General features: G+C 45.2%; 19 protein-coding genes. 8 read left to right on the top strand and 11 right to left on the bottom strand.

Annotated elements, in window-relative coordinates:
- Positions 1 to 552: 552 nt before the first annotated feature.
- Complete coding sequence (locus tag VFDL14_RS25090; protein ID WP_032550890.1) at positions 553 to 828, top strand: hypothetical protein; 276 nt, start codon at positions 553 to 555, stop codon at positions 826 to 828.
- Positions 829 to 948: 120 nt separating this feature from the next.
- Complete coding sequence (locus tag VFDL14_RS13265) at positions 949 to 1,293, top strand: DUF3332 family protein (RefSeq protein ID WP_032550889.1); 345 nt, start codon at positions 949 to 951, stop codon at positions 1,291 to 1,293.
- 174 nt (positions 1,294 to 1,467) lie between these two features.
- On the opposite strand, the gene VFDL14_RS13270 is transcribed toward VFDL14_RS13265, so the two are convergent.
- The 5 genes from VFDL14_RS13270 to VFDL14_RS13290 all read right to left on the bottom strand — a co-directional run bounded on the left by VFDL14_RS13270 (position 1,468) and on the right by VFDL14_RS13290 (position 5,129).
- Positions 1,468 to 1,779 (bottom strand): hypothetical protein, encoded by a 312-nt coding sequence (locus tag VFDL14_RS13270; RefSeq protein ID WP_032550831.1) that lies wholly within the window; start codon positions 1,777 to 1,779, stop codon positions 1,468 to 1,470.
- Positions 1,780 to 1,790: 11 nt separating this feature from the next.
- Positions 1,791 to 2,366: a hypothetical protein gene (locus VFDL14_RS13275; RefSeq protein ID WP_032550830.1), complete on the bottom strand. Its 576-nt coding sequence runs from the start codon at positions 2,364 to 2,366 to the stop codon at positions 1,791 to 1,793.
- Positions 2,367 to 2,565: 199 nt separating this feature from the next.
- Positions 2,566 to 3,432 carry an AraC family transcriptional regulator gene (locus tag VFDL14_RS13280; RefSeq protein ID WP_032550829.1) on the bottom strand — a complete coding sequence of 289 codons (867 nt, stop codon included), beginning with the start codon at positions 3,430 to 3,432 and terminating at the stop codon, positions 2,566 to 2,568.
- 108 nt (positions 3,433 to 3,540) lie between these two features.
- Positions 3,541 to 4,452, bottom strand: coding sequence for a DMT family transporter (locus tag VFDL14_RS13285; protein ID WP_032550828.1), 912 nt, complete (start codon positions 4,450 to 4,452; stop codon positions 3,541 to 3,543).
- Positions 4,453 to 4,523: 71 nt separating this feature from the next.
- Positions 4,524 to 5,129 carry a GNAT family N-acetyltransferase gene (locus VFDL14_RS13290; protein ID WP_050487395.1) on the bottom strand — a complete coding sequence of 202 codons (606 nt, stop codon included), beginning with the start codon at positions 5,127 to 5,129 and terminating at the stop codon, positions 4,524 to 4,526.
- A 171-nt stretch (positions 5,130 to 5,300) separates the two neighbouring features.
- Between VFDL14_RS13290 and VFDL14_RS13295 the strand changes: the two genes are divergently transcribed.
- Positions 5,301 to 6,239 (top strand): LysR family transcriptional regulator, encoded by a 939-nt coding sequence (locus VFDL14_RS13295; RefSeq protein WP_032550827.1) that lies wholly within the window; start codon positions 5,301 to 5,303, stop codon positions 6,237 to 6,239.
- A 37-nt stretch (positions 6,240 to 6,276) separates the two neighbouring features.
- Here VFDL14_RS13295 and VFDL14_RS13300 read toward each other — a convergent pair whose 3' ends face one another.
- A complete protein-coding gene (locus tag VFDL14_RS13300; protein ID WP_032550826.1) occupies positions 6,277 to 7,575 on the bottom strand; it encodes an MFS transporter in 1,299 nt (432 codons plus the stop codon).
- Between the two features lie 443 nt (positions 7,576 to 8,018).
- Here VFDL14_RS13300 and VFDL14_RS0123135 point away from each other — a divergent pair, with 443 nt between their 5' ends.
- Positions 8,019 to 9,383 (top strand): hypothetical protein, encoded by a 1,365-nt coding sequence (locus VFDL14_RS0123135; RefSeq protein WP_032550824.1) that lies wholly within the window; start codon positions 8,019 to 8,021, stop codon positions 9,381 to 9,383.
- A 137-nt stretch (positions 9,384 to 9,520) separates the two neighbouring features.
- Here VFDL14_RS0123135 and VFDL14_RS13310 read toward each other — a convergent pair whose 3' ends face one another.
- Positions 9,521 to 10,408 carry a LysR family transcriptional regulator gene (locus VFDL14_RS13310; protein ID WP_032550823.1) on the bottom strand — a complete coding sequence of 296 codons (888 nt, stop codon included), beginning with the start codon at positions 10,406 to 10,408 and terminating at the stop codon, positions 9,521 to 9,523.
- Positions 10,409 to 10,515: 107 nt separating this feature from the next.
- Here VFDL14_RS13310 and VFDL14_RS13315 point away from each other — a divergent pair, with 107 nt between their 5' ends.
- Positions 10,516 to 11,382, top strand: a complete 867-nt coding sequence (locus VFDL14_RS13315; protein ID WP_032550822.1) for an MBL fold metallo-hydrolase — start codon at positions 10,516 to 10,518, stop codon at positions 11,380 to 11,382.
- A 59-nt stretch (positions 11,383 to 11,441) separates the two neighbouring features.
- Here VFDL14_RS13315 and VFDL14_RS13320 read toward each other — a convergent pair whose 3' ends face one another.
- The 4 genes from VFDL14_RS13320 to VFDL14_RS13335 all read right to left on the bottom strand — a co-directional run bounded on the left by VFDL14_RS13320 (position 11,442) and on the right by VFDL14_RS13335 (position 18,048).
- Positions 11,442 to 12,434, bottom strand: coding sequence for a cytochrome d ubiquinol oxidase subunit II (locus tag VFDL14_RS13320; protein WP_009704562.1), 993 nt, complete (start codon positions 12,432 to 12,434; stop codon positions 11,442 to 11,444).
- A 2-nt stretch (positions 12,435 to 12,436) separates the two neighbouring features.
- Positions 12,437 to 13,768: a cytochrome ubiquinol oxidase subunit I gene (locus VFDL14_RS13325; RefSeq protein WP_032550821.1), complete on the bottom strand. Its 1,332-nt coding sequence runs from the start codon at positions 13,766 to 13,768 to the stop codon at positions 12,437 to 12,439.
- 412 nt (positions 13,769 to 14,180) lie between these two features.
- The gene (gene melB, locus VFDL14_RS13330) at positions 14,181 to 15,554 is read right to left on the bottom strand and encodes a melibiose:sodium transporter MelB (RefSeq protein ID WP_032550820.1); all 1,374 of its coding nucleotides are present in this window, start codon (positions 15,552 to 15,554) and stop codon (positions 14,181 to 14,183) included.
- Positions 15,555 to 15,924: 370 nt separating this feature from the next.
- On the bottom strand, positions 15,925 to 18,048 hold the full coding sequence (locus tag VFDL14_RS13335) for an alpha-galactosidase (protein ID WP_032550819.1): 2,124 nt from the start codon (positions 18,046 to 18,048) through the stop codon (positions 15,925 to 15,927).
- An 801-nt stretch (positions 18,049 to 18,849) separates the two neighbouring features.
- On the opposite strand from VFDL14_RS13335, the gene VFDL14_RS13340 reads away from it, so the two are divergent.
- The 3 genes from VFDL14_RS13340 (at position 18,850) to VFDL14_RS13350 (ending at position 24,232) form a co-directional block, all read left to right on the top strand.
- Positions 18,850 to 20,091, top strand: coding sequence for a carbohydrate porin (locus VFDL14_RS13340; RefSeq protein ID WP_032550818.1), 1,242 nt, complete (start codon positions 18,850 to 18,852; stop codon positions 20,089 to 20,091).
- A gap of 69 nt (positions 20,092 to 20,160) precedes the next feature.
- Positions 20,161 to 21,036 (top strand): MalM family protein, encoded by an 876-nt coding sequence (locus VFDL14_RS13345; protein WP_032550817.1) that lies wholly within the window; start codon positions 20,161 to 20,163, stop codon positions 21,034 to 21,036.
- Positions 21,037 to 21,139: 103 nt separating this feature from the next.
- The gene (locus VFDL14_RS13350; RefSeq protein WP_032550816.1) at positions 21,140 to 24,232 is read left to right on the top strand and encodes a beta-galactosidase; all 3,093 of its coding nucleotides are present in this window, start codon (positions 21,140 to 21,142) and stop codon (positions 24,230 to 24,232) included.
- Positions 24,233 to 24,333: the final 101 nt, after the last annotated feature.

Genomic DNA, 24,333 nt, shown 5'->3' with positions numbered 1-24,333 from the left:
ATCCGTTCAAACCGTGACGTGGTTTACTCAACTATGGTTGTCGACGTATCTGAAGGAGCGACTTTCCATGTGCCTGCTGAAAATAATGACTACTTTCAGATCATCCACATCATGGATGAAAATCACCTATTGCATAAAGTGGTTCGTCGTGGCGAAACACTGACATTAAACGCGGATGACTTAACGACAGGTACCCACGTGCATATTCTGGCGCGCACTCGCATTGCTGAATCGACAGAAGACACTAAGCGTCGCCAAGGTTTGTTGTCTATTGAAGCGAACTCATCGAATCCGTACCAAGGTAAAGGCTATAACCCAGATGATGTAGTGAACTACCGTCTGAAGTTGATTAATAACGTGATGCAATATGGTGCGCCAATCGAAGGCCTTAAAGGCTTTGGAGCTGATTTTGATGCTGTAGAAGATCATCACTTCAAGTATGTTACGGCGTTTGGGTATGCGGGTTTACCAGCAGATACCGCTCAGTATCTAGAACGTGTTCCTGGTCAGGGTAAAACAAGTTGCCAAGAGTGGACGATTCCTAAACCAAATCTGGATTTTGAAGGCCGTGGTGGTTATTACTCACTGACGACTTATGCTGCTGATGGCTGGATTGACTCAGAGCATTTCTATGCATCAGGTGAAGGTATGCGTGACAACGGTGACGGTACCGTTTCAGTTACTTTCAACTGTGGTACCGATGAAGCTTACAACTTCGAAGTTTCTGAAGGATGGGCAGGTGTTCTTCGTTTGTACGAACCAATGAACGTCAACGAAACGCTAGAATATATGGAAACTCTACGTGGTATTCGAATCCAAGAGTTGTAACCCCTCACTCTAAATCTAATCCTCCCGTGTTTGTAGCAAATGGATTTGCTCTAGTCATGAAAGTGGCTAGAGCATTTTCATTTCTACAGCCTTAATTCTATTTGTTAACTAGAGATTCTTATGAAAACCAAACTGTTAATTGCTGGCCTCGGCGCTGTATTTCTTGCGGGCTGTGCAGGACAAAATGTAGCAACTGTGAAAACGATGGAACTCAACATGAAACCGGTAGACAATCGCTACGCAAGAGCAGGTCTAACGATTTTGATGTCGCCAATTTATGTTCTAGCTACTGGTGTGGACTTCTTCATATTAAACGGTGTTGAGTTTTGGACTGGTACGAACCCAATAACGGGTAAGCCTTCGATTTATGATACGTCGACTGAAACATGGTTAGACATTAACGATGATTTGCCAGAAGAGATTCGAGATGCCGCACTAAAAGAGCAAGCAATCACGATTCAGTAAACTTAAGTTGTAGTCATAGTTTTCCATACCAACTATTTATTTGAAACGAAGCCCACTGATAAGCAATGATGTGTGAAAGCACAGCATTGCTTAGTTAACGTTCTATAGAAACATGTAGACATAGCATCCGGCACACACCAAATTAAGCACAAGCACGCTCTAAACCACACTCGCTTACTTCCACACCTTCCACCATGGTTTCTTTTCAGGGAGGTTAATCAGTTTAGCTTGGTCGTAGCACACACCGCAGAGTAGCTTTACCTGAGCAAAAGCCTCACTCTCATCGTTCCACTCCCCGCCAGTTCTTTGCACCATAGCTTCACACTCACTACACCACGCATCTGGTCTTGGGTTTTCAGGATTATCTGCCCACCAAAAGCCCCTAGGTACTTCGTCTTTAAGAGTGTGTACAATGTGTTGGCATACAAACGTTTCTTGTTGCTCACCATGGAGGCAACATTCGACGGTGTTCTCAAGCTTAGACATCTATGACTGCCCTACCATATTTTCCACCACGGTTTTTTACTGAGATTGAATACGTTGTTAGCTAAGTTGTTTAACGCTAAAGCTTGTTTATCGGATAGGTAAAACCAAACTCTCGACTGTCCGTTATCTTTTGGATAAAAATCATACCCATCTTCACTTAAGTCACTCATAATCGTTGTAACAACTTGCACGTCAGCCCAATCATTGTCGACTACTGGCTCTAAGCTTCTTTGCGCGCCATCGACTTCATATTCAAGTTTTGCGCGAGACTCTTCAATGTTCACCATGTCTTGCAACCCTTTCACACCTTTAGCTTGGCCAGTGATCCTATGAAACTGTTTAACGATATCCACATAAGAGCCGTTGTCTTCTATGGCTTCAACATCAAAATTCCAAGCTTGGTCGCAAATGAAACGTCCCCAAGGCTTTTCTTCTACTTCAAGACCGTAGGCAAGTAAGATCAAATCAAATGGCGCAGCTTCATACTGTTCTCTCGAAAATGAAAGGAGAAGATGATCTATTGTAATCCCTTCATTCAACGATAAGCCTATCTCAGACAGTTTCTTTACTTGCTCTTCAAGTTCCATAATTTTCGCCTTTACTGCTGTGTTCGATCTTCGTACCAACTATCGAGACATATAGGTTTCGGTAGTAATTAAATACAGTTACCTTATCTAGATAACTCTTTAAAGATTAATCAGATAGCTCAAAATCAGTTGATGGCGTCCATGTTAACGGTGATGAATGAACAGTCAAACATTTGCAGATAGAATCGTGTTGAAGGTTTTATTTAATTGGTAAATAGACTTCAGTTAAGAGGTCACACTCGTCGACTTCGTGTATGAAGTTTAGGTAGCGAAAGAATATCGGGAATTCTCTAAGCTCTTCGCCACTTGTTGGTAGCCATTGTTGATACAGTTGATAGATGGTCTTTCCAATAATGTCTTGGCTTCCCTTGTGCAAAACCACGGCACAACGTCCCGCTGGAATCGTCCCTGATTTTACACCGAAATGGTTTTCCGGTACTTCGCCACTATGGCTGCCACAGATATCAAATCGAAACTCATCTACAGGCACTTGGTTTGGATCCCCATAAGGGATACCAAATGTTTTACTGGTTTTAATGGGTGACAGTCCTGTCGACTTTCGCCATTCAATAAACTTAGCGGTCGTTTCAAAAACTCTTTTTGGACTTCCTCGGTGGGTAACAAAGGCAATAGGTTGTTCAGCAAAACTTACAACATTCACATCCACGACAATCTCTCCTACATTAGGGGCTTTAAATTCATATTTTGAGTGCCATTGTTTCCACTCCGGCTTGGCTCTGAATTGAGACGGCGTTTGCCCAAAAGTTCTAAGAAATGCCCGGCTAAACGCTTCGCTACTATCAAATTGCGCTTCAAATGCGATACTCGTAATAGTGATATGCTTTTCGAACGCTAAACGAAAAGATGCTCGTTTAAGCCTTGCCAGCAGAACATATTGAGTGGCGCTAATCCCCATATAGGAAGAAAACAGTCGCTGAAAATGATACTTAGAGCAATGCGCCACCTGACTAAGAAGAACCAAGTTCAACTCATGATCCAGGTGAGTATCGATGTACTGACAGACAGTTTGAATCTGTTTTTCTCGGTGATTGGCAGCTCTTGTCATTGGCTAAGTTGTCTCATGTCAGAAGATGCGAACATAGTATGGTTTTCCTGCGAGCGTTACATGACCAAAGTTGCTCTTTTCTCCAATAGCGAGATGCATTGTTACCTACTAACCATTGATATCACGAGCCACCTGCTGCTCTACCTGTGGCGTTCTATCCTGACTCAAAAGCACTCCGAAAAAGATAATTCCAATCGCTATCCATTGAGTGAGAACCAAACGCTCGCCTAGCAGCAGCATAGAGAAAAACAAAGTAAATGCAGGGATTAGATTAATATAGCCTGCTGACGTAGAAGCTTTTATCCGAGTCAATGAGTAGTTATATAGCCCATACCCTCCAAGAGATACCACCAGACCTAGGTAGACAATACTACTAACAGCATTAAACGAAATTTCGGTTGGCCAATCAGAGCTTAATGCCAGTGGTAAAAAGAAAATGGTGCCGACAAACGTTTGAATAGCAGTTAAAACAAAAGCTGAGTAGCGCTGAACGAGTTGCTTAATCAGTAGCGTATACCCTACAGCAGTGACCATCGCGCCAAATTCCAATAGATTACCTAATACTGGATTGGGGGCTTGCTCGCTTTCGGTTCCGCTCAGCGTCATCCATACCACACCGAGAACAGCAATAATTAACCCGACCCATTGACGCGGTGTATTACGCTCCTTTAAGTGAAAGTAAGCGGCAACAGCAACCATTAAAGGCAGCATGGAAGTGACCATACCGGCCTGACCTGCACTGGTAAAACGCATGGCTTGAGCTTCAAAAATAAAATAGAGACAAGGTTCAAGTAATGCCATAGCTGACAATAATTTCCAGTCTCCCGCTTGATAGTTTATTCCGTTACGAATCCACGGCCAAACCACCAAAAAAGCGAGTGAGCCAATCACCATACGAAAAAAGACCACGACCATAGGTGCAACTTCACCAATCGCGACTTTCAAGGCGATAAAAGACGTAGCCCAAATAACGACAGCCGTCATTACCGCCAAATGAGCCTTTAACAACGATCGATCCATAGAGATCCCCAAAATATTTTGAACGTGGTAGAAATATATTCATTATCGAGTCTGCATGATGAGCTTGACCGCTATAACTTGCTCGCTGGTCTCATCATGATGGAGTATTCCGCTTGAGTAACGGGCTCTAAGAAAACACTTATTTCTGAGTAACCTAACTGGCGGTAGAATTTTTTCGTTCTAGGGGTAAATGTCTCTAAGTAAGTAGGAACATCAAGCTGATCTGTTTGTGAAAGTACCGGCGTAATTAGATTCGCTCCATACCCTCTTCCTTGATACGCAGGGAGAACACCGACAATAGATAAATACCAAGCTTTGGAACAAATCAGCGGCTCTGCTTGTTCCGACATAAAATCAACAATCTTTTTATATGTAGCTAGAGCGTTTTCTCCAAGCTCCATTAATAAGAACGCCTTTTTTGATTTCGACCTTTGTAATTCAATGTCATCAGCAATAGGTCGACTCCATACAGACACTCCATAAGCATCACCTTCCGGAATCAGTAGCTCCCCATACTTTTGGCTTTCATCAATTGAATAGTCAAAATACTTCAGCATCTTCTGTCTAACATTCTCGCGATCATCAATCGCACTTTCTATTGCAATATAAAATGGGTCGTCTTTCAGGGCTTCATACAGAGCGTGCGACATTTCCTGATATTTAAGTTGGTAATTCACTTTTAACCTTCCATTGTTCTTTGGTGTGTCGAGCCGAGTACTTCCCTTGGTTCAGCAATAGATGCCTTTAGGGGTCGCTTTGTCGGTCCTTGACAGCTAGTTAAAGGAGTGTAATCTCGATCTCAACATGAAGGTAGTGCATTTTTTTCAACCACCAACTGAAAAATATACATGACTTTTAATCAAAATATCGATTTGAACCTAATCAAGCTATTTGCCAGCCTTTATGAAACAAGCTCTGTTAAGGCAACGGCAGAGAGCTTAAATATTAGCCAGCCAGCATGTAGCCATGCTCTGCAACGACTCAGAGAGCGCCTGGGAGATGAGTTGTTTGTCCGTGTTGGCAACAGAATGCTACCGACACAGTATTCCGACCAGATAGCCAACGACTTGATAGTAGGATTAGAGTTGATCGGTAATGGGCTGGCCTCTTCACAAGTTTTTGATCCAAACGATAGCCATACTTTCCGCATTGCAACCACTGACTACACCGGGTGGTGTATGCGACCACTTGTTGTGAGTTTGGCAAACAAATACCCGAATATTAATATTGAGTTTGTGCGGTGGGATGAAAGGTCGCCTGAAGAAATGTTGAGCAGAAATAAACTCGACCTCGTCTGCGGCTTTGTCCATCAAAAAGAGACCTCTGAAAGCCTCGATCATCAGGTGTGGTTCAATGACACTTACGTTTCTGTTCGCTGTAAAACCCACCCTTTAAAAGGCACTCTCGATCTTACTCATTTTCTTCAATATAAACATGTCCTTATCAACCCTTGGGGTGAGACAAGAGGCATTATTGACCTAGCGCTATCGAGGTTGAGGAAAAAGAGACAAGTTGCCGTCAAAACCGCAAGTGTCATCACAGCACCTAGTTTTGTCCAGGGCACACAATATTTGTTAACTCTGCCAAGAAAATATGCTCTTGAAGTAAAAAAGCAAATCCCACTGATTATCTCCCCACTGCCACTGGAGGTTCCGGACTATTGCGTGCAGTTTTACTGGCACAAGACAAGGGGCAACGATCCTAAAATCAAATGGATTAGCCAACAGCTTAATGAACTGAATGGAGACACACCTATTGAAGCCTCAAACTCTGATCTTGAAGATTAGAGGAATTAAAAACGGTAAGAGCCATTACCGAGACTAACTAAACTTCTTTGAGTTTCAATGCCATAAGCAAGGCTGCAGCACTGCTTATTGAAAAGAGGCCCAATACCGCCGTCATATTCCAGTGGGCTACGAGCGCACTTATTAATCCATATACCAACAATAGAAGCCCAATGACAGTATTGCTCACTGATACATAATCGGTTCGTTGGTTGCCTTCAGCCATATCAATCAGGTAAGTCTTCCGGCCCAATCGCACTCCTTGGTGCGTTATTGCGAGAAGAAAATACAACAGAAGATAAACGAACGTGATCGCCACTGAAGATACGCTCGGTTCGATTGCGATCTGGAATATAGCCGTTATTACAAAAATACCAATAGACAGCGCTGCGGTTAGCAGGAGGACATAGCGGCTGCTTCGATCTGCTAATAGCCCCCAAAACATACCACTAACCAAATTTGCTACTCCGGTTAGAATAACAAACAGAAGAACGCCTCCAAAGTTTGTATGAGGTGTTGCAAGTAACACAATGAATGGAGCAGCAAGACCAGAACTCATCAACAATGCGCGTACCGCCATAAAGCGTTGAAATTGAACATCGTTACGCAACAGATTCAGGTTTTTTAACGCTACTTTAAATCCATTTTCTGCGCCTTCAGTCGCCCCAGCATACTCAACAATCGAACCAAAGCTTATGGCGGCGAATAGCCAACAAAAGCAGGCAATTGCCAATAGGACAACCATAAAGTTCATCGAAGTATCTTGATAAGCAAGCATGCTGCCAGTAACCAACAAGGTGATGGTACCTGATAAGCTGGCGCTTAGCCCCCCTAACCGTCCTCGTCGGGCTTTTGGTACGGTTTTTCCTAGTACGTCTTTGCTGGCAATAGAGCAAAGCCCTCGACTAAGCGAGAAAATGATCAACAACGCGATGATCGTCCAACCAAACTGAGCACCATTGAGATGAAGAGCCGACAGCGCCATTAGAGCAACCGCTGTGCCTTGCAATAAAGAACCAACGACATAAAACTGTTTTCGATACTGGAATTGACGAACGATTCCACCTAGTACCAACTGTGGAATCAAAGATCCAGATTCACGAATGGGAACTAGTAACGCAGTGAAAAATGCAGGAGCTCCGGCGGACGTGAGAAGCCAAGGCAATACAACTTTACTACTACTGAATGAGTCAGCCAGCTTAGTACATAGTTGGGCAATCAATATTCTAAAAAAATTACCGGGCACCTCCCTACAAGCGGAATCTGAGATGCCAGAACATGCCCTTGCATCCTCCTCATTTGAAAGGCGCTCGTATAATGTCGTGCTATTCAATTTCATTGGTGATCTCCTTTTGTGCCGATACGCTTAGCGAAGAAAATATGTTCATTAATATTTTCAAATATGCGTTGGGAATAGCATTTTCGACGGTGTGAGAGAATGAAACGTTGTTAGCGAAGTCTTTGAGGTGATTTTTAGCATAGTTATATCCCCGCGCGAGCAAACCCACCATTATTTATCCTGAAGATCATTTTAGTCATCACACTGATTCATCTAATTACATCAACTTTCTAGAGTTCACTTTGTCATGGCCATGGCTAAAGCACACCTCCTCACCCAGAGCCGGTCAAAATACTTACAGAACTAATCTTTCTATCATCACGATAATCAACAATTACGCGGAATACGCGCCATTTAAAAAGAAACATGACTAGTGTATCATGAAAAAATATTTAGTGTTCAAACTAATTTTCACCTAAACCAATATCACAAAAAGGGAGTGTATGTCTCATACGGTTGAAAAAATAAGTGGTTCTTCAATGACAGCATTTGATGCTGTTCTAGATAACATTATTCTCAAACCAGAGCCTCAAGCCATATACAACAGAATCCTTGTGATTCCGGCATATCAGGGGATCACAGATGCTCTTTTAGAAAGTAAAAAAAACCATGAGCCAGGCGTCTATCATTATGCTCTAGATGGGAGCAATTTATGGGAAAGTAAACTGGATAGCGTTATTCAACGACTTTTGTTGGTAAATGAAAGTGTGTTCGCGGACCCTATGTTACGCAGGAAAGCTGATGACTTTATTATCAAACGAAGCTCTGATTCTCGACGTTGGATACGTGAAAATTTGTCCACCAAACGTCATCAAACCAAAATTCGCGAACGTTTAGCCGCTATTGGAGAGGCGCACAGTGCGTATAACACCGCATTAAAGGCTGAACGTTATGGTGTTCAAACAAAGTTCATAGATTTAACTGACTCTTCGAACGATTCTGATCAATCCTTTGATACTAAAGTAAGAAATAACCTAGAAGATGTAGATTTAAGTTGTGAGCTTCCTGTAGTGGCAGCCTATTCTTCACATGAAATCAATAATACCTTTCAACATGATCGCCGTTACGGTGATTTGACCTTAAGCAGGATCGCCGCAATAACCGATGCCAAGCAAGCTGTTATCCATAAATCTCATCATCTGAGCTCAGGGGATCCAATATTAATTGGCGAAAGTCAGGTTTCTCCGATGAGTAACTCAAACTATCAAGTAGTCAATCAGCTATCAGCATTGTCAAATGAGGTTGTTCACCCGGCAGCCCTTGCAGAACTCTCTCAGAAAAACATAGACCTTCAGGTGAAATGTACCTTTGAACCCGATCATCCTGGTACTTTCATTAGTCGCAGTCACCGTTCCACCAGCCACAAAGTTGAATTGGTATCAGGTAAAGAAGATGTGTGTGCCCTGAAAATAGAAGTGAAAGATGACAGCATCGACTTAAAGCAACTAGAGCAGCAAATCCAATTGCAGTCTGAATTTAGCTTGTTACATAGGTACGTGAAGGGAAAACATGTGCACTACTATTTTGATTGTGAAGCAGTTCACTTTGGAGCCATTCTAACGAACGTAAAAAAGCTAATTCCTGATAGTGATATTACGATTCAACAAGTGGCTTTGCTTTCAGTTCTTGGCTCAAAGATAGCACTTGAACAGACGATTCAAGAAGGATGTAATGCTTTGAAAAAAAATGGAATCAAGCCTATCCGCAAATATAAATCTGGCAACAAAAACAGCGTAAAATTTATTGTGACAAGTGCTCAATATCGAGCTGCGTCATGCGCCTTGCATGGTGCCTTTTTACAAACGTAAACTTGAATGTGACATTTCCTTATTAACTCCAGAGGTAAATAAAGGGCAATACTCCAAAAATTAAATGGACTCGCCAATAGCGTAATGGACTGAGTAAATTTTCTTAGTTTCTTTTATTGGCAAATCCAACGAGAACCTTACCAACGAGCTTCAGAAAAATAGCCCGATAAATGGTCAATCAGTGCACGCACAGTTGGTGACATATACTTTCTGGAAGAATAGAGAACATAAATGGTTAAGTCGTTAGGTTTCCAGTCCGGCAAAACCTGCTGAAGCTGTCCACCTTTAATGTACTGATTCACGAGATAGAATGGCTGGATAGCTATGCCTGCACCATGCAATGCGGCTTGCAATAAGGCGGTTGCCTCATTTGCTGTCAAGTTACACTTAACTTCTACCGATTGTTGTGTGTTGTCTTTTGTTAAATGCCAAATATGTTGTTGAAAATTTTTATACCCAAGACAAGTATGACCTGTTAAATCGCTTGGTTTAGAAATAGCACTATTTCTATTCAAATACTCTGGCGAAGCGACCACCACTGACTCACATATCGATATCGGTTTACCTATCAAAGACGGATCCGGTGTCGAGGCGATTCGGACAGCAAGATCTATCTGGCTTTCAGTTAGGTCTGTTACTGAATCATGCAAGTCGATATCGATCTTTACGTTGGGATTCTCCGCCATAAACTCTTGAATGGCTGGCACCAATTGAGAGTAACCAAATGACATGCTGGTTGCCAACCGAACTGTACCCGACAACTCACCACTGTTATCTGCTAACTCGCTTAGGCTTTCGGCTTGATCAAGCCACTGTTTAACCTCTTCCAAGCATGTTTGGCCCGCTGTTGTTAAAGATACTTTTCGAGTAGTTCGATGTAAAAGGCGGGTATTCAGCCAAGCTTCCATCGTCTCAATGTATCTCGTCACCATAGGGCGAGACATATCCAGCCTGTCTGCTGTAGCAGTAAAACTACCCGTCGCTGCAACATCAACAAACACTTTTGCAGCTGTTAGCCTATCCATACATTCGCTCGAATTAAGAAACAATAATGCTCAGTTTGGTGTGTTTTTCTGAGCACGTCAATTCCTTATTATCCTCTCCATACCCAAACACATAGAAGGAGAACGGTATGAAAAATTTAACTCTAATGGCCGCATCTATCTTACTCGCCACTAATGCAACCGCAGCAGAAAACACGCCACTAACTCTTGATGTTTATAACGCTGACAAGAACAGCTTCCACGTAAACTCAACATTGGTAATCGGTGAAAGTGAAGTCATGGTTGTCGATACCGGCTTTACCAAAGCAGACGCTCTGCGTATTGCCGCAAAAGTTCTTGATAGTGGCAAAGAGCTGAAAACCATTTTTATTAGTCAGGCTGACCCAGACTACTACTTTGGTGCTGAAGTGTTGCATGCACTGTTTCCGAAAGCGCAAGTTCTGAGTACGCCGGCAGTGATTGAGGTTATAGAGAAGAAGTTAGCTGGCAAATTGGCTTTTTGGGGACCTAAAATGGGGGGCAACGCTCCGGTCGAGCCGTATCTAGCACAAGCTATCGAAGACAATATGTTGACCGTTGACGGGCACAAAATCGAGATTCGTGGAACACAAGGTGAATTGGCTCATCGTCCTTACTTGTGGATCCCTTCTAACAAAGCGGTTCTGGGCAACGTCGCCGTATATGGCAATTTGCACCTTTGGATGGCTGACGCGCAATCGGAGAGTAGCCAGAAAGCATGGGTTAAACAGTTGAAAGAACTGCAAGAACTAAAACCAGATATCGTCATTCCAGGACATATGAAAGCTGGAACCAAGCTTGACGCTAGCACTATAAGCTACTCCCAGCAGTACCTTGCAGACTTCCAGAAAGCAAAAGGTAGCAGCAAGAATAGCACGGAAGTGATCGACAAAATGTCGGCAAGCTACCCCGATGCACAACTACCAATGGCGCTAAGTATTGGTGCTAAGGTCCATATGGGTGAAATGAAGTGGTAAACTCACAACACAGATACAAACAAGGGGCTCTGCGCCCCTTTAAATCTAAATTGTCTTATCTACTTATAGCTAAGCTCTGTCGCTTTGCCTTTGAAGATTCGATACACCATAAAGGTGTAAAGCAAAATCATCGGCATAACGATCATTACGCCGTAGCCTACAATCATTAACGTCGCAGGCGAGGAGGCGGCTTCTTGTGCGGTCATTAATCCCGGCACAACTTCTGGGAAGAAGCTATACGCAAGACCGAGAAAGCTCAACGCGAAAATGACGGTGACACCAAAGAAAGGCCAGCGTACACCAAGATCATTCACCATTGGAACCTGACGCAAATAGCGATCAACGAGGAAGATGGTCGCCAGCACAATCAATGGGACTGGGGCAAGCAACAACACTTCTGGAAAGCTGAACCAACGCAAGGCAACTTGTTGATTTACAATCGGGTTTACAACGCTCACTACTAAGATTCCCAATGCAGCTAACCAACCCGCACGGCGAGACCAACGTGCCGAACGTATTTGCAAATCACCTTCCGTTTTCAGTACCAACCATGCGCCGCCGATGTAAACGTACGCTGCTGTTACACAAAGTGCGCTTAACCATGCAAAGCCAAATGCTTCGGTTGATTGCTCAAATCCCATGATGTAACGGCCCACCATGTAACCCTGAGTTAGTGCGGTGATTAGCGAGCCAATTCTGAAGCACCAATCCCAATGAGGCTTATGATCCGAGTTCGCTTTGGCTCGGAAATCGAACGCCACGCCACGCATGATTAGTGCGATAAGCATGATGGCGGTCGGCATATAAAGCTCCGTCAAAATCAAGCTATGTGCAGTAGGAAAGGCAATCAGCAGAATACCGACGGCTAATACCAACCACGTTTCATTCGCGTCCCAGAAAGGGCCGATAGACGCTATCATTCGGTCACGCTGAGCTTCATTATCACTTGGCAACAGGATACCGACACCAAGGTCGTAGCCGTCGAGCACGGCATACATAAAGACCGAGAAGCCAAGCAGCAGAAGGTAAATTTCTGGTAGATAGTCGAGCATGATTAGGCCTCTTGTTGTGCCAGTGGGACTTCATGGGCCGCAACGTCTTTGCGCGCCAAATAGAACAGGGTATGGATGTACGCAACCAGCAATGCCGCGTAAATGGCTAGGTACATAATGAGCGAAGTCATCACACTGCTGCTCGCAACCGTGGTGACGGCTTCTGATGTACGTAATACACCGCTGACCAACCAAGGTTGTCGACCAATCTCAGTAACATACCAACCCGCCAGTGTGGCTACCCAACCAGAAAACGTCATGGCTAATACTGTGTACAAGTAAGGTTTAGGTAGCGCTTTTTTGCGTGCTAGCTTCACCGCGCCATACCAGCTAACCAGCAGCATAAGAACACCGACACCAACCATCACGCGGAAACCAAAGAACAAGGGCTTCACTGGCGGGTGGTCAGGCGCAAACTCGTTAAGTCCTTGGATTTCTCCGTCTAAGTCATGAGTAAGAATCAAACTCGCTAACTTCGGGATGCCAACTTCAAAATCATTGCTGCGAGTTTCTTCATTTGGCATCGCAAACAGAAGAAGAGGCGCGCCTTGCTCGGTCTCCCACACGCCTTCCATTGCTGCAATTTTTGCAGGTTGATGTTCAAGCGTGTTTAACCCGTGCAGGTCTCCGACAAAGATTTGAATTGGGATGAATCCAGCCGCCGCGAACAACGCGACTTTTAAGCCAAGTTTGGCTGAGCGGTGATCTGGCTTTTTCATTATTTGATAAGCCGAGATACCCGCAATCAAGAAGCTGGCAGTCAGCGCCGATGCTAATAGCGTGTGCAGAAGACGGTAGGGTAAAGAAGGATTGAAAATAACTTCCTTCCAACTGGTTACATGCACATTTCCGTCAATCACTTCATAGCCACTTGGTGTGTGCATCCAGCTGTTAAGCACCAGAATCCAAAATGCGGACATACTTGTCCCAACAGCAACCAGAACGGTGGCGAGAGTATGAACCCATTCCGGCACTCGTCCTCGTCCAAAAAGCATCACGCCAAGGAAGATGGCTTCCATAAAGAAGGCAGTCATCACTTCGTATCCGAGCAATGGTCCTGCTACGTTTCCGACTCTTTCCATAAAGCCTGGCCAGTTGGTACCAAACTGGAAACTCATCGTAATGCCGGATACTACACCTAAGGCGAAAGTAAGAGCGAATATCTTGACCCAAAAGTAATAAACATCGAGCCATACGGGAGCTTGTGTACGGTTATATCGCCACTTGAAAAACACCAACATCCATGCCAACGCGATGGTGATGGTCGGAAAGAGTATATGAAAGCTGATATTGGCCGCGAACTGGATCCGCGACAGCATGAGGGTATCTAACATCTTGGTTCCTCAAAAACGTGCCGTGATAAAAATCGTGTTTACTTGTAATTTAATTACGAAAAATCAGGCAGTTTGGATCATGTATCGAGAAATGCAGGTGGTTCTGATTTCTTCCAGCCATGATTTATATCAACTAAGGAAAAGGAAGGAGTGTAGAAAATTGTCTCAAAATATCGCGAATAGTCTCAATAAGTGAGCAAAAGAAAGCAAATGTAACCAAGTTAGCGCGAGTAAAGATTAGTTCGAATTATCCTTATAATCAATTCGATAAATGTGAAATAAAATTACATAATCAACATTTCTAATAAGGGTATTCTCTTAGATGTCCGAATAAAAAACCAGCCTACATCACTATAGGCTGGTTTCTGTGATTTGAGGTTTATCACCTCTACAAGTTAATAGATTAGAGAGACTATGCTTCTGCTGTCACTCGTTCGCCCTGCTCTACTGGCTCTGCTTCATCTTTATTGAAGCCTTCGTGTAGGCGGTAGTAGCGTTGGTAGATAAGGCCACTGATGGTCATCATGATTGCCGGTAGGCCGATCATCATGAATTCTAGTCCCATAATGGTGCTTGCTGATTGTTCTACGTTTGGCACATAACCCACAACAGATAGACCCACACCAACAATGAAGCCACCCGCAGCACCTGCGAATTTCACAAGCATTGTTTGTACAGAGAAGATAACGCTCTCGCTGCGGCGGCCAGTTTTGTGTTCACCATAGTCCACTACGTCTGCAAGCATGACTGTTTGCAGTGCATTCGCAATACCGACACCAAACTTGATTGCAGCGCCTGCCATACCAATCATTAGCGCGTTAGCTGGAGCGATGAAGCCCATCAATAGTAGAAGTACACAAGATAGAACTGGGAAGCCACAAGCGATAGGCCATAGAAGCTTACGCGGTAGGAATGCCGCAATACGTGGGAACAAGAATACACCCGCTACCTCTGCTGCGCCCGCAACCGCCATGTAAACCGGGAATAGTTCTGCGTTGCCAAGTGCATAAGAGAAGTAATAAATTGCGAAGCCACCAACAAGTAAGTTAGCAATTTGGAACGACAGAACAGTACCAATCAGTGCTTTAAGCTGATCGTTCTTACCGATGATAGTAAGCACATCTTTAAAGCTGAATTTCTCTGCTGGTTTTGCGTTTTCTGGTGCCGCTTTTTCTTTCACGTTACGAGCAATCAAGAATGCGCTCATCACGAACAGAACCGCGATCAACATAGCAACATTGAAGAAGCCGTCACCTTGGTTACCGTTACCAAGTTCACCCACAATGTGCAGGCCGTAAGTACCCGTAATAAACCATGCAAGGCTTGCAAACAGACGTGGCCACACAACCAGCTTTTCACGCTCTTGACGCTCACTAGACAGTGCCGGAATCATTGACCAGTAAGGGATGTCCATAATGGTGTAGGTAAGACCCCATAGGATGTACGCCGCTGCTGCGTAGATGTACAAAGTCGTGCCTTCAAACATGTGCGTGCTGAAAAGACCGACCAACACAATCGCGTTGAGCATTGTGCCAATCACAATCCAAGGGCGGAATTTACCGAACTTTGAGCGAGTGTTGTCAACGATGACGCCCATCATTGGATCGGTCACCGCATCAATGATACGCGCAGCTAAAAAGATGGTACCTACGAAGGCAGCAGAGAGGCCTGCAACATCCGTAAAGTAAAACATTAAGAAGATATAGATGGGTGCACAGGCGAAATCTTTACCGAGTGCTCCGAGGCCGTAGGACAGCTTGGTTTGTAGCGTAATTTTATCAGACATTTTCGTTCCTTAGTGTCGTACTGCTGTTCATTCCCCTAACTAGAATGGAGAGCGTCGACGTCTTTTATTTATATTTCGAGGGTAATGCTACTCACACACTAGCCACCTTACTGTGATCAAAAACCGCCTTATGGAAACGTTTCCAGCAAAGTTACAGAAATGAGACATTGAGCACGAAAGGTTACACACCACTACGAAATAAAAATAACTTTCTCCTTTTAAATTAACAACTTAAATTAAATGATAATAATAACAATTATCAATAAGGTATTACGATGAAACGCAAAAAGCCACACAAATTTCAAACTTGTGCGGCATTTTATTCCCTGGTGTAGGGACCTATTTTTCGTTGAGGTGAAAAGCTGTGGTTCTATGCTATGTCGATACGCTGAAGCTTGATTAACATAGCACTCTCGGCATCCAAAATTGGCATCGTGAGACCAACCTCTGCGCACCAATCACCTGATAATTCGCAGCCCGATTGAGTCCAGGGTGGCTGATAGTTCACGATATCGTCATAATTAGATGGTTTATCCAATACCGTGACTCGGTATATCGCTTGTGGATCCAACCCAGGTACACGCAAATGGCCACTCAATGAATTGGTTGGCATCGCAAGCTGTGCAATCATCACGACAGCTTCCGACTGATCGTTAGAAACAACCGCATGAATTTGATGCGCTTTATCGTCAGTTGGGATACGCCAAGTGCTGCCGCTGTGCAGCAATGGACGAAGCATTTTGTGTAGCTTGATGTAATGCTCAAAGCCCTCTTTCTCCGCTTGCTCTTCTTTCACTGGGTCAAGCTCAATACCCATATGACCGAACAGTGCGGTAAGCCCGCGGAACTCGATACTATGGCGACGGCGAGTACTGTGGCAATGACTCGCACCAATATGACTGCCCATCACTTCAGGTGGGAAAAAGTAGCTCATACCACGTTGAATAGATTGACGTTCAAGCGCGTCATTATTATCTGAAGCCCAGAATCGATGAGTACGTTTCAGTACCTCAAAATCGATTCGACCACCGCCCGCCGCACAAGACTCAATCTCTACTTTCGGGTGCTTTTCGCGAACTTTATCGACTAACTGATAGTAGCGCTGGGTTTGATTGTGCGCTGCAGCCTGACCTATATGCGCAGGCTGAACGACTTCGCGGTTCATATCCCATTTGATGTAAGCAATATTGTAGGTCGAAAGGAAATGGTCCAGTCGCTCAAGCAAGAAGTTAAACGCATCATCATTTTGTAGGTTGATGACGTATTGGTTGCGACCCGTTGGTTGCTCGTAGCCATCGACAGCCAGCAGCCAATCGGGATGAGTGCGATACAGATCTGAATCTTTGTTGATCATCTCTGGCTCAAACCACAAGCCAAATTCCATGCCCAATTTGTTTACGTGTTCCACAATCGGGTGTAGGCCATTTGGGTACTTAGCTTCACACAGAAACCAGTCCCCTAGCCCTGCTTTGTCACCGTTGCGCCCTTTGAACCAGCCATCATCAATGATAAAACGTTCAACTCCCATCTCTGCCGACTGAGTAGCCATTGACATAATGTATTCTGGATCGTGGTCGAAGTAGATGCCTTCCCACGTGTTGAGGTGGATTGGGCGAGGCTTGTCGTTGAAATCTCTTGGTAAAATAGTCTCGCGTACATGGGAGTGAAAATGGTGACTCATGGTATTCAAACCTGAGTTGCTGTGGCTCGCGTACAACCAAGGTGTGGTCAAGCTTTCACCCTTTTCCAACGCGACTTCACCCGGCAGATAGATCACCTCTGCCTGCATGTATCGACGACCATCGGCCTTAACATCAACACGCAGCCTGTGGTTACCGCTCCACGCAAAATGAAAGCCCCATACGTCACCACTCATCTCATCAAAGTGTGCGGTACCAGCAACCAAAGCGGGATAATGCTCATGCGAAGTGCGACCACGGCGGTTCTCTTGTTGATATCCACCTTGCAGCAATGGCTGACGAACCGTTTGGAATTCATGGACCCAACGACCGTAGTAAGTCATTAGCTCATTCGCTCGTGCAGGCAAAGGTAAGGTGTTCGCAAGGCGGTTGATCTGATACACCCCCTCTTTGGTATTCGTTAGCGTATGACGCGTTTTGACCACGTCATTGGCGTCTAACAACAGTTCCGTTTTTAACTGCAAACCAGCAATGGCATCTTCACTCTCAACCACGATGCCATTCTGGTTTTCTTCAACATGACGGACAACAAATACCGGAGCCCAATCTTGACCATTGCGATGTCCTTCAACGCCAGGGCTGCTAAATAAACCACGACCAAGCTCTGGGTTCAAAGTCATCGAAACATCATTATCTAAACGCCCGTACGGCACTGGGCGATGCAAAGCCCTGCGATACTCTTTGTAATCACCGCTTACCTTCTTACCCCAATGCAGGATCTCGGCATAATCGCCTAGCTCTACGATCAGCTGCGTTTGCTTACCTGTTAGCTCAACCAGTGTTTTATCCGTCATCTTGTTTTACCTTGAAACTGGAAATTACGTCGCATCATAATGAAATCTTAGAAATAATCTGTGACGAACTCCTAATGATGGAAACGTTTCCACTAAATATAATTCAACTCATAAGCGAGTAGCATAGAAAAAGCCCCTTCTTATATTACGTGGCTATTCATTGGAAAAATCACCCGCTTTTTTTCCACAAAGATAGCAATATTTTCGATATAAACGACTATTTAGCTATCATTTAAAATCAATTATTATCAATAACTTAAAAACAACACCCTATCATTTAGGCGACTAAACACCCATTTAACACGCGCTACTCTTGCAGTCATCGAGTAGCCCTCGTATTCTGAAGCCTTCGAGAACGCGATGAAGTGTCTCTATTGGGTCCTAACTTAATACCCCAAATTGACGGTGTACTCAGAGTAAGGCGTTCAGCCTTGGTTCATATGACTACATTTGACTTCTTTGTCTCACATGCCCAATTGATTTCAGTTGGGCTACCTTCCCCCCTCCAACCCAAAAACCATATATTTCAATACGTTAGCACTCTACCACTTCATTACTTTCAAAAGAATTCCCCACCACCCAAAGAAAACGATTTCACAAAAACACCACAACAAATCCCTAAAAAACACCAAAAACCAAGATAAAACGGGATAAAAATCACATTAAACATCCAAAAAGCCAGTCATCGACAAAAAATGCCAACCTCATAATGAAAACGTTTCCAAAGTTTATTTACACTGCGCAGCGAGTTAGGACTCAATAAAAAATAATCCATAAATAAAAATACAATGGAGACACTTCATGAAACAAAAGACGCTTGTAAGAGCGCTAGGGCTAACCCTCGCCCTTGCACCGCTTGCTGGTATGGCCGCAGTGGAGAACATCAGTTACTTCGGTTATGCCAAGTGGGGCAACATTTACACCGATAACGACGAACATAACTCAGGCAAAGGCGAGCGCAACGATGTAATTCGAGCGAGCCAAGGTTACGGTAACTACCGTTTAGGTAACGAACTGAACTGGTGGGAAGCAGGCCTCAAAGCCGACGTTTGGCAACAAGGTGACGCGTACTTTGATACCACACTTTACCTAGGCAGTGGCGAAAGTTGGGGCGACGTTAGCTTGATCCAAATGTGGTCTGCAGGTCACGGTCTCATTGACGGACAAGCCGACGCAAAAGTATGGGCAGGTGAACGCTTCTACCGTCGTCACGAAGTCCACATGATCGATATTAAATACTGGGATACCTCTAGCACAGGTATTGGTCTAGAGGATTGGGACTTTGGTTTTGCTAAAGGCCACATCGCATGGATGGCACCAAACTCAAGTAAAGACGGTCGCAGCCTGCACAACCTTGATGCGCGTCTTAGCGACATCACGCTCAGTGAAAGCGCTGATCTGACCGTTGGTCTGAACTACGTCTTCACCCAAAACTCTAGCTACGACGAGAGTGACATCACCACTTCTGGCGCCATGTTATCGACACTCTACCGCCAAGCTTGGGATTACGGCTCAAACACATTCGCTTTCCAATACGGTACCGATGCGTTAGCGGGCGGTTTGATGAGTGCTGAAGGCGGCTCAAACCGTAAGTACAGCACTGGCGTCGAGCACGATGGTTATAGCTGGCGTATTTTCAACTCAGGTGATCTAAACGTGAGTGAAGACTTCCAGGTGATGTACTCCATCGCCTACCAAGATAAAAACCTCGACAACGATGAAGGTGAGAAGTGGTTCAGCGTGGGCGCTCGCCCTCAGTACAGCTGGACGGATTACATGGCAACAGCGCTAGAAGTGGGTTATGAGTCCGTAGAAGCTCAGAACGGTGCAGGTACCAACGACATGTACAAAGTGACAGTGTCACAAATATTCCAAGCGGGCAAAGGTGTTTGGGCTCGTCCATCACTTCGTTTATTCGCGACTTACTCAGAGAAAACTGATGAGTGGGGACGCGGGGGTGATGTCTATGGCCAGGCACAAAGCATCGCCAAGCAAAATATCGACGAGATCACTTTCGGCTTTAACGTCGAAACGTGGTGGTAATCCTACCCGGTTACTATTTTTAGACCCACGGGGTGAGCAAAGCGTTCACCCCTCATAGGACATACGCAGATGAAACTAAAACCGCTAGCCACTCTTTTTATGGCATTGTCTTTGAGCGCATGCAGTGGATTACCTGAGCAGGCTTTTAATACAGATTTGGATAAACAAACGTGCTGCTCAAACCTAGAAGCGCTGCCACTCACAACGCTGTCTACACCATTCCACCAGCAAGTTGTTGTGGACGCTGAACTGCCTATCTTGAGTGACGCGGTACTACTTTCATCAAGTTCAGCTTCACACCAAGCGCTTCCCGTTGTCGGCTATGAAATAACGTCAGATGCTCCATTTGCCCTGCTTGTACGCTCTTATGTCGATAACCAAGCCTTATTTGCCGCGAGCGTCTTAGTTTATGACGAAAACTGGCAGCTTGTAGCTCGTTACTCGGCACAGGATTTCGAGTACCACCCAACTGGTATGCGCGGTTTAGAACGCATCGAGAAGGTAATCACGATCAACCCACAGCTCAACGGTGCTCAATACATAGTTCTCGCTTCTGACTTCTCAATGCTTGGACAAAAACTCGCACGACAACACCCAGAACAGGTGTATGCGGAATCTCAGAACATTATCGGCAGTAAACAGCTTCCTCTCGTCGCGGATTACCAAGCATTTGGTGTCATTGAGGTGACCACCAGCGCGTCAAGCAACAGTGCCGTACTCACACTACTGACTGAACTAGGCACACAAACTAAGCAGGAACAGAATTCTCAAATGACACCATCCACCTCTCCAGAAGCGCTGGATGAGTGGGAAGTGTTTCAATCTCAAATCGATACAGCACTCGAAAACAACGATGTACAGCAAGCCGCTGCGCTAGCCAACCAAGCATCACAACAAGGCTATACCCAAGCCAAAGATTATCTCGTAGAGCAGCTAGCGAAATAACGATTCGTCGCTCTCCGGCTCATTCGCAACGCCATTCACTTTATTGCGCTGCGAAATGATTGCGAAAACAGATTAATAACAAAGAAATTTAAGTAGGAACATCATGACAGCATTCTCAGATATTATTCAAAGACGTGATTGGGAAAACCCACAATCGGTCAATATCAATAACCTTAAGGCGCACAGCCCACTTGCAAGCTTTCGTGATGAAGAAGATGCTCGTGACAATGTTAATGCCCAGCGTCAATCACTGAACGGACAATGGAAATTCAAACTGTTTGATGCGCCAGAACAAGTTGACGGCGAGTTCATCGAGTCACAATTTAATGACAAGGACTGGGACGAGATTGCTGTCCCTTCAAACTGGCAAATGCAAGGTTACGACAAACCTATCTACGCCAACGTGAAATACCCATTCGAAGTAAACCCACCGCTTGTACCGAGTGATAACCCAACGGGTTGCTACCGCACTACCGTGTCACTTTCTGAGACAGACTTAATCAATACACAGCGCATTATCTTTGATGGCGTGAACTCGGCTTTCCACCTTTGGTGTAACGGTACTTGGGTTGGCTACAGTCAAGACAGCCGCCTGCCTTCTGAATTCGACCTAACGCCTTACCTTGTGGCGGGTGACAACAGCTTAGCCGTCATGGTGATTCGTTGGAGTGATGGCAGCTACCTAGAAGACCAAGATATGTGGTGGCTAAGTGGTATCTTCCGCGACGTGACTTTGCTGTCTAAACCACAACACTGCATTGAAGATGTGTTCATCACACCGGATTTAGACGCGTGTTACCGCGATGGTTCACTGTCGGTTGTGACGTCGATTTCTGCGCCGGACACCTACCAAGTTCAAGTGCAGCTGTTTGATGGCGAGCAAGCCGTAACAGAGCCTCGTATTGACCGCCCACACAACCGTCGCATTGATGAGCGTGGTACATGGGATGACGTGGTATTCCAAACATTGCAAGTACGCGAGCCAAAGAAATGGACGGCAGAAACACCGAACCTTTACCGCTTAGTCGTTTCACTATTGGATGAAAACGGAACGCACCTAGAAAGTGAAGCGTACCCTGTGGGCTTTCGTAAAGTCGAAATCACCGATGGCCAATTGAAGCTAAACGGTAAGCCGTTGTTGATCCGCGGCGTGAACCGTCACGAACATCATCCAGAGCTTGGTCATGTGATGACGGAAGAAGACATGATCCGTGATATCTGCTTGATGAAACAATACAACTTCAACGCGGTACGTACAGCGCACTACCCGAACCACCCTCGTTGGTACGAACTGTGTGACCAATACGGCTTGTACGTGTGCGATGAGGCGAACATCGAAACGCATGGCATGCAACCAATGAACCGACTATCGAGCGATCCACAATGGGCGCACGCTTACATGAGCCGCTACACCCAAATGGTGATGCGCGATAAGAACCACCCTTCGATCATCATCTGGTCTTTAGGTAACGAATCCGGTCACGGCAGCAACCACAATGCGATGTACGCTTGGTCAAAAAACTACGACCCTTCTCGCCCAGTGCAGTACGAAGGCGGCGGTTCAAACACCACGGCAACCGACATCATTGCGCCAATGTACGCACGTGTGAATACGGTCATCGAAGACGAAGCCGTGCCTAAATGGGCAATCAAGAAATGGGTGTCGCTACCTAACGAAACTCGTCCTTTGATTTTGTGTGAATACGCACACGCGATGGGCAACAGTCTAGGCAGCTTTAATGATTACTGGGATGCGTTCCGCGATTACCCTCGCCTGCAAGGTGGCTTTATTTGGGATTGGGTCGATCAAGGCTTGAGCAAATGGGATGAAAGCGGCCAACACTTCTGGGCTTACGGCGGCGACTATGGTGATGAAATCAATGACCGTCAGTTCTGCATCAATGGTTTGATCTTCCCAGATCGCACGGTTCATCCAACGTTGGAAGAAGCAAAATACTGTCAACGCATGATCACTGTGTCACTGCGAGAGCAAACCAAAGAAGCTTGCACACTCTTGGTAACTAACGAGAACTTGTTCCGCGCAACCGATAATGAACAATTGAACTGGTCTCTGTTAGAAGATGGCAAAGTTATCCAAACGGGCTCATTCGCGCTTAACGTAGAAGCGGACAGCCAAGCAAGTATTGAGATTGCCCTTCATTTCACGCCAAAAGCGGAAGCGCAATATCACTTAAATACCGACATTACCCTGATTGCTGCAACGCCTTGGGCAGACGCAGGGCACCTAGTCGCTTCTGAGCAAATGGCGCTACGCAATACAGCAGGCCTTGTTCTAACTACATTGGAAACGCAACCGGCACCAATGCTAACGCAGCAAGACAACGCTATTTTGGTGTCTAGCTTGGATGAAAAACATCAATGGCGTTGGGATAGCCAAACAGGCTTGATGACCGACTGGCGTGTCGATGGCAAAGCACAAATGCTTGCAGCACCACAAGATAACTTCTTCCGTGCACCACTAGACAACGACATCGGTGTGAGTGAAATCGATAACGTCGATCCAAACGCTTGGATGTGCCGTTGGGACATGGCGGGTATCGGCCAATGGGAACGCCAATGCGTCGCTTGCCATAGTGAAACCCTAACGCACGCTGTGAAAGTGACCTCGACGTTCGCTTACCACTTTAATGGTGAAGTTCTGGCGATCACGACTTGGACACACACATTGAGCAATAACGGTGAAATGGCATTATCTGTCGACGTGAAATTGGCTGATGATTTACCACCAATGCCACGCATCGGTTTGGAATTTGAACTGCCATTGAACGAGCAAAACGCGCCGATCACATGGCAAGGCTTAGGGCCATTTGAAAACTACCCTGACCGTTTGGCAGCGGCGCGCTTCGGCCAGCACACACAAACACTCGAGCAAATGCACACGCCGTACATTTTCCCAACCGACAGCGGTCTGCGCTGTGGTACGCAATGGTTGAAGGTGAATGAGTTAGAAATCTCGGGAGACTTCCAGTTCAGTGTGAGTCAGTACGCTCAGCAGCACTTAGCAGCAACGAAACACACCAATGATTTGGTTGCAGACGAGAAGATTTACGTTCGCTTAGATCATAAACACATGGGCGTAGGCGGTGATGACTCTTGGAGCCCAAGTGTGCACAAGGAATTCCAGTTAACGGACAATCAATACGCTTACAAAGTGACGTTTAAACCCGCTCAGTAATCGATAGATGACATAAACACACGCCAATGTAGCTCAATCCCCAAGTTCCGGCTTGGGGATTTTTTATCATCTTATAAAAGAGAAAACAGAAAAAGCGCCGT

This window comes from Vibrio fortis, from assembly GCF_000695685.1.
Taxonomy (GTDB): domain Bacteria; phylum Pseudomonadota; class Gammaproteobacteria; order Enterobacterales; family Vibrionaceae; genus Vibrio; species Vibrio fortis_A.
Note: the sequence above shows the minus strand (reverse complement) of the source record. Positions and strands in the feature narration are given on the sequence as shown.